The following is a 6,619-nucleotide window of genomic DNA, read 5'->3' as shown; positions in this document are numbered from 1 at the left end:
CGTCGCGATTCGCGCCAACACAACGGAATCACGCTTGCCAGTTCGTCTCAACTGACTTTTGCAACAAAATCGACCCGTTGCGGACATTGCGTCGCACGGTTAGGGCGGGCCGCCAGCCCTTTTCTCGCTCGGCTCCCGGTTGAAAAATGCTAGGCTGTATGCATCAGTCGGGCGCTTCAAACGAGTAACTCAATGAGGCGGCGCGAGTTCATCACGCTCGTCGGCGCCGCCGCGGTTATGGGCCCGAGCCCGGCGCGGGCGGAGCAGACGAGAAAGCTACCCATCATCGGTTTCTTGGGCCCGGCCTGGTCGGCCCAAGATTTCGAGGATCGGTTGCGCGAACTCGGTTGGATCGCGGGCCGGACCGTTGCGATCGAGTATCGCTCTGCGGAGGGACATACCGAACGCTCCAACGAAATTGCGACCGAGTTCGTCCGGCTCAACGTGAATGTCATCGTCACGGTGGGGGGATCGCCGACCCTCGCGGTAAAACGTGCGACATCGCTCATCCCAATTGTCTCCATTTCTGGCGACCCTGTTGGCAGCGACCTCGTCGCAAGTTTGGCCCGACCGGACGGCAATGCGACCGGCCTGGCGCTCAACCCCATCAGTCTTGCCGGCAAGCGCCTTGAGCTGTTGCGCGAGGTTGTCCCAGGTTTCCGCCGCTTGTCCGTTATGGTCAATGCCAATAGCCCCGGTTTCAAAAACAGGATGGATGAGGTGCAGGCGGCGGCCTCCGCGCTCGGCCTCGAGGCGACGATATTGGAAATCAGGCGCGCAGAGGACGTTGCATTGGCTTTCGAGGCCCTCAGGGACCGTGCGGACGCACTCTATGCCGTCGGCGTCCCACTCACCTTCGCCATTGCGACCCGAGCGCTGACTGCGCGAATTCCAACGATGTTTGAATACCGGGAGTTCGTCGATGCGGGCGGGCTGATGTCCTACGGCGTGGACGCAACCCACCTATGGCGGCTTGCCGCGACCTTTGTCGACAAAATTTTGCGCGGGGCGAAGCCCGCCGACTTGCCGGTCCAACAGCCGACCAGGTTCGACCTCGTCATCAATCTGAAGACCGCCAGGGCACTCGGTCTGAAAGTACCGGAGTCATTCCTGTTACGCGCCGACGAGGTGGTTGAATGAGCGCGGCCGGGCAGCCACCAAGGGACCGCCGCCCAGGAACTGGTTGGAAAGTATGTCGGGGTTTGGGAGAAAGACGGAAAGGACTGGAGGCTCACCACCGACAGATGGAACGAGGGCACGCAGGATCGTTCATTGTCCGCTTCGCGCCAAAGGTGGCTGCGCGCTCGGTGGGGTCTGACTAAGGCCACTCGAATAAGCGGTGCCGAAGGTCGACATCATCCGACCGATCGTATGCCTCGCGGGTCAGTATTTCGGTTCGAGGCCACGTTATCGATCTCGCCATAGGTAATCCCGATATCCTTCAGCTCCTGATTACTCAGGCTACAAAGATCGCGCCTCAGCCGCTCCCATTTCCGCCACTCTTGAAATGCGTTCCAGCAATTCTTGAAAACGCTGACATGGCGTCGCTGGGAGTCTGTCGTCTGGACCAAGCCCGTTGTCTGATAAATCACGCTCATCGCAGCATCCTCGGGCATCTTGTTTCCACCCTGGCATGCTGCCTAAATCCGGCCCGGCACGCTTGATCCGCCGCTTACATTTTCCTTACGGGCGGCTTATTCTTTACTTTCCAGGTATTGCCGGGTTTTACCGGAGACCGTCCAGAGGGATTTCGCGTCTTGCGCTATCTCTTCGAAGACTACGAACTGGATTCTGGCCGCCGCGAGCTGTGCCGCGAGACAAACGTCGTCGCCCTGGCGCCACAGACCTTTGACTTGCTGGACTACCTCATCCGCAACCGCGAGCGCGTGGTTTGCAAGGATGAGCTCATCACAGCCATTTGGAAGGGACGGTGCGTGTCGGATGCCGCGCTGACGACCCGCCTGAATGCCGCTCGGTCCGCAATTGGCGATTCCGGGGAGAAACAGCGGCTGATCAAGACGCTGCCAAGGAAGGGCTATCGCTTTATTGGGATGGTGCAGGAGGTTCGCGGGGCCCCCACGGAGGCAGTAACCGAAATCCAGAGGGAGACGCCTATACCTGCCCTCACACTCCCCGACAAACCGTCGCTGGCCGTTCTCCCATTCACCAACCTGAGCTCCGATCCAGAGCAGGAGTATTTCGCCGACGGCATGGTCGAGGACATCATCACTGGCCTTTCACGGTCCAAATCGCTGTTCGTCATCGCGCGACAGTCCACTTTTACCTACAAAGGCAAGGCTATCGACATCAGGCAGGTCGGCCGCGAGCTGGGCGTTCGGTATGTGCTCGAAGGCAGTGTGCGCAAATCCGGCGATCGAGTTCGCATTGCCGGGCAGTTGATCGAGGCCACGACGGGTGCTCATCTTTGGGCGGACCGGTTCGACAGCCAGCTCAAGGATATCTTCGATCTGCAGGACCAAGTGACGAGTAGCGTGATTGGCGCGCTCTTTCCTCAATTGGAGCGCGCCGAGATAGAGCGCGCAAAACGCAAGCCAACCGAAAATCTTCAGGCCTACGACTACTATCTTCGTGCACTCTCAAGCTTCTATGAATTCACCCGCGAACAGAACATTGAGGCCCTCAGATTGATCCGGCTTGCTGTCGAGATCGATCCCGGATTGGCCTCGGCATACGCGCTTGGTGCTTATTGCTATCTGCAACGAAAGATCTTCGGCTGGACGATCGACGCGGATCAGGAACTGAACGACACCCGACGGTTGGCAAGGCGTGCAATCGAGCTCGATAAGGATGATCCAACTGTACTCGTGAGAGCCGGGCAGGCAATTGCCGCCGTATTATATGAGATGGACGATGGCGTGGCCCTCGTCTCCCGAGCGTATGAACTTAACCCGAATCTGGCTATCGCGCGGTATACCATCGGCTGGGAACACATACGCCGTGGCGACGTAGAGGCGGCGCTTGGGCAGTTCCATGCCGGGGGGCGTCTAAGCCCAATGGATCCGTTTCTTTTTCTGATGCAGACCGGCATAGCGTTTGCGCATTTCCTGACGGATCGATACGAGGACGGGTCATCATGGGCCAAGTCGGCTGTGCTGCACCGGCCCAATTATCTCAACGCACAATTTATTCTGGCGGCATGTCACGCAATGTCTGGAAGGGTCGAGGAAGCCCGGATGATCGGTGCGCGCCTGATGGAAGCGAGGCCGGCTCTGCGCGTCTCCACACTCGTGCCAAAGCTCGCTCGATTTTACAGGCCGGAACACCTCGAAAGGGTCATGCGAACTTTCCCCATCATGGGTATACCCCCATGAGTGCGTGCGGTTGTCGGGAAAGACTGGTCTCATTCCAATTCACATCAACCGCGCAGTAGGGAATGGCCGCTTGTGGGCCCTTCGCCGACGTGGCGTTGCCCGCTGCTGATTTCGGCTTGTGGCCCCTTGGCGGACTTGATTGGCGTTATGGCTGACTTCCGCTTTGCCGGAGATGGCCGACATTATCGCCAAAAGGCAGAGACTGCTTCCGTCGGTCGGAAAGGCGAGGATCGTGGATCACTTGTGGTATCCACCCATCAGCACGCGAGCGTGCCCGACGCCTTCGCGAACTTGCGCACGAACGAAATGTGGACGTATCTGGTGCGGCGACGGCGGCGCAGGCAACGAGAACGAAATAAGCCATTGATCAAGTTGGTGGGCCCGGCAGGACCCGAACCTGCAACCAGACCGTTATGAGCGAGAGGATATCCGCCGGCTTCGCCGATTTTGCTGTGTTTTCGTTTGCTTTTGCTCGCGTTTGTTCCGTTTTGACGAAGTTGTTTCTGGTGCGAAACTGGTGCGGCGCGCTCCAGCTTTGGTCGCCAGCCAGCGATTAGTCAGCTGTCAAAACGTCTCGGTAATCTTGCTCAGGCGAGGGGGACGATCCGGGTCGAATCCGCGAGCGCGCGCCGCCTGCTCGATCATTCGATAGGCCGGAACGAGCATGGTGATCGGGTCGGTGGCGGGGTCATCCTCGGCCAACCAGGGCAGCGAGCCATGCGGTCCGCCGCAGAGATGCAGCGCGATCTTTTGCTCACGCAATTCCTCTGCCAGCGCGTCCACCGTGGCCGCCGTTTCATCCATGAGGCGCATCATGACCACCGGCGTGCGCGACGATAGCGCGGCACGCGGCCCATGCTGCAGCTCGGCGGCGCTCAGGCCGATGGAGGGCAGGCGCAGGATTTCCGAAAGCTTGAGCGCGATCTCCCTCGCTGAGCCCAGGCCCAGGCCGCGAGCCGCCACAAACACAGCTGACGCCTTGGCGAGGTCATCGACAATCTCGGACCAGTCGAGCGCCAGCGCGCGGTGCAGGCGCTCGGGCAGCCGGTCGAGGGCCGACCGCAGCGCACGATCTTCCGCCAGCTCGGCAACCAGTCCGGCGCCGGCGGCCATCGAGCCGATTACGGTCTTTGTCGCCGCTACGGAGAGCTCTTGGCCGGCGTCGATCGGAACGACGAACTCCGCTTCGTCAGCCACCGGTGACGACGTCGCATTGACGACGGCAATGGTGCGGGCGCCCGATGCGCGCGCAGATCTGGTCGCTGCGACGAGATCGGGGCTGCGTCCGGATTGCGAGATCACGATGAACAGCGCATCGCGCAGCATCAAGGGTGTGCGAAATGCCGTGATCACCGAGGGAGCGCTTGCTGAGACAGGAAGGCGAAGCCGCGTCTCGACAAGGTATCTCAAGAAAACCCCGGCATGCCCGGAGCTTCCCCGACCACACACGACGCACAAGGGGGCGGAGCCAATCCCAATCCGCTGTGCGATGCCGCGTGTGGCTGGGCGGTTGCGAACAATGTTGGCGACAACATCAGCGCTTTCCCCGATTTCGCTCGCCATCGCGGATGTCGTCACGGCTCAACCACTCCGCCTCGGTTGCGTCCCGCCGCTCCCTTTGGGAGCCGCTCACGATGCGAGTCACGATTCCTGGCAAGCTCGACAAACACGTGCCGAAGGTTGCCGTCACAGTTCTTCAGAACGGTCTCCGCATCAACCCTGTCGACACCCAACGCCAGAAGAACTGCCGTCTTGATGTCGCCCTCGGCCTGCTCGAGCGAGCGTGCCGCGTGCGAGGGATCACAGCCCGCGATTTGCGCCACCATGGCCTCGGCGCGCCGCTTCAGCTTGGCATTGGTCGGAGGCATGTTCACCATCATGCCGCGATACACCCGGCCAAGGCGCAGCATGATCCCTGAGGAGATTAGGTTGAGCACGACCTTCTGAGCGGTGCCCGCCTTCATCCGCGTGGAGCCGGCGATCAGCTCGCGGCCGGTCTCGATCAGGATCGGAAACTTTGCCGATGCCAGCAGTACGGTGCCGGGATTGTTGGCGACACCAATCGTCACTGCATCGAGAGACCCTGCCTGCTGCAGCGCCGCGACCGTGAACGGCGTTGTGCCGCTGGCGGCTACCGCGATCACCACGTCGTGCGGCGTGAGCCGTGCGGCGTTGATCTGCGCGACTGCATCTTCGACATCGTCCTCCGCGCCCTCGATGCTGGCGGCGAACGCGCTGTCACCGCCGGCGACGACGAAGCGGACGCGCTCACGGGGCCAGGCGAAGGTCGGCGTCAGCTCGGCGCCGTCTTGAACCGCCACGCGGCCTGAGGTGCCGGCGCCGACATATACAATGCGACCGCGATCGCGATCGCCCAGCGCCGTCTTGGCCGCTTCGGCTGCCGCAGTGATCGCGGGAAGGGCATGGCGGATTGCGGCGACCGCCGAAAGCTGGCCCTCCCACATCGCTTCCATCGCTGACGTGAGCGACCATGCATCAAGGTCGGCAAATCTGGGATCGACTTCTTCGGTGGCCATATTATTGATCCAAGCGTCATGAAACGCGGAACTTCGAAGCCTGTTCATGGTCAGTTTCTCTCTTGGGCAGGTCCATCTTGGGCAGGTCCATCTTGGGCAGGTCGAGCCGCCCTCGCGTCAGAAGCAACGCGCCGGCCGTTGCGGCGGCGTCAGGTCGCCTCAGGCGGGCGCGCAGATCGGGCGTCAGCCAGGGCGTAGTCGCATCCGCGAGTCCGCCCACCAGCGCGAGCCGGTCAATTCCTCTCGCCAGGAACAGATCAGGCAGATCACCAATGGCATCGGCCACGCGTTCGACAATGCGACGGCCGACCGGATCGCCCTGACTGGCGTGCCGCATCATGGTCGGCGCGAACGCGGCGTAGTCTGTGGCCTTGGCTTCTTCGGACCATGCCACGGCCTGATAGGGATCTTGATCGAATGCGCCCAGCAACTCTGAAAGCAGTAGGGTCAGCTCACCGCGGCGATCCGCGGCCCGCAGCGCCAGTCGAACAGGGTGACCAATACCGGCGAGGCCAATTCCGGCGTGCATTCGCGCGAAATCCTCGTGCGTCAGTCCGGACTGTGCGGCCGCCGCTTCGGTGGCAGGCCCCGAGCTCGCTTCACCGAGTGCCCCGCCGTTTTCGATCCGGGCGCGGCAGCGGGTTCCGCCGCCATCCATGCCGAGATACGTGGCACCTTTTGTTCCCATGGGAAGTTAACGCGAGGATTTAGCTCCGGGTCCCGAAGCCCGTTGTGTACATATAAGGACCT

The 6,619-nt window shown here is 61.5% G+C and carries 6 protein-coding genes; 2 read left to right on the top strand and 4 right to left on the bottom strand.

Annotation, left to right across the window (positions count from 1 at the left end):
* The first annotated feature begins 192 nt into the window (after positions 1-192).
* A complete protein-coding gene (locus JQ627_RS36800; protein ID WP_212489222.1) occupies positions 193-1,140 on the top strand; it encodes an ABC transporter substrate-binding protein in 948 nt (315 codons plus the stop codon).
* Positions 1,141-1,355: 215 nt separating this feature from the next.
* Here JQ627_RS36800 and JQ627_RS36795 read toward each other — a convergent pair whose 3' ends face one another.
* Positions 1,356-1,598 (bottom strand): DUF1127 domain-containing protein, encoded by a 243-nt coding sequence (locus JQ627_RS36795; protein WP_212489221.1) that lies wholly within the window; start codon positions 1,596-1,598, stop codon positions 1,356-1,358.
* 159 nt (positions 1,599-1,757) lie between these two features.
* Between JQ627_RS36795 and JQ627_RS36790 the strand changes: the two genes are divergently transcribed.
* Positions 1,758-3,332, top strand: a complete 1,575-nt coding sequence (locus tag JQ627_RS36790) for a winged helix-turn-helix domain-containing protein (protein WP_249143697.1) — start codon at positions 1,758-1,760, stop codon at positions 3,330-3,332.
* Between the two features lie 564 nt (positions 3,333-3,896).
* Here JQ627_RS36790 and JQ627_RS36785 read toward each other — a convergent pair.
* From JQ627_RS36785 to JQ627_RS36775, 3 genes are read right to left on the bottom strand one after another with little or no spacing between them, the layout of a single operon-like run.
* Positions 3,897-4,895, bottom strand: a complete 999-nt coding sequence (locus JQ627_RS36785) for an SIS domain-containing protein (RefSeq protein ID WP_212489220.1) — start codon at positions 4,893-4,895, stop codon at positions 3,897-3,899.
* 11 nt (positions 4,896-4,906) lie between these two features.
* Positions 4,907-5,869, bottom strand: coding sequence for an N-acetylmuramic acid 6-phosphate etherase (locus tag JQ627_RS36780; RefSeq protein ID WP_212489219.1), 963 nt, complete (start codon positions 5,867-5,869; stop codon positions 4,907-4,909).
* A 16-nt stretch (positions 5,870-5,885) separates the two neighbouring features.
* Positions 5,886-6,557 (bottom strand): hypothetical protein, encoded by a 672-nt coding sequence (locus tag JQ627_RS36775; protein WP_212489218.1) that lies wholly within the window; start codon positions 6,555-6,557, stop codon positions 5,886-5,888.
* Between the last annotated feature and the right edge of the window lie 62 nt (positions 6,558-6,619).

The organism is Bradyrhizobium liaoningense (assembly GCF_018130785.1).
GTDB lineage: Bacteria > Pseudomonadota > Alphaproteobacteria > Rhizobiales > Xanthobacteraceae > Bradyrhizobium > Bradyrhizobium liaoningense_A.
The sequence above is the reverse complement of the archived record's forward strand: the minus strand, read 5'-3'. Positions and strand labels throughout refer to the sequence as shown.

Coding starts and splice junctions, on each gene's coding strand:
- JQ627_RS36800 (WP_212489222.1), top strand. CDS start 193: ATGAGGCGGCGCGAGTTCATCACGCTCGTCGGCGCCGCCGCGGTTATG.
- JQ627_RS36795 (WP_212489221.1), bottom strand. CDS start 1,598: ATGAGCGTGATTTATCAGACAACGGGCTTGGTCCAGACGACAGACTCC.
- JQ627_RS36785 (WP_212489220.1), bottom strand. CDS start 4,895: ATGGCGAGCGAAATCGGGGAAAGCGCTGATGTTGTCGCCAACATTGTT.
- JQ627_RS36780 (WP_212489219.1), bottom strand. CDS start 5,869: ATGGCCACCGAAGAAGTCGATCCCAGATTTGCCGACCTTGATGCATGG.
- JQ627_RS36775 (WP_212489218.1), bottom strand. CDS start 6,557: ATGGGAACAAAAGGTGCCACGTATCTCGGCATGGATGGCGGCGGAACC.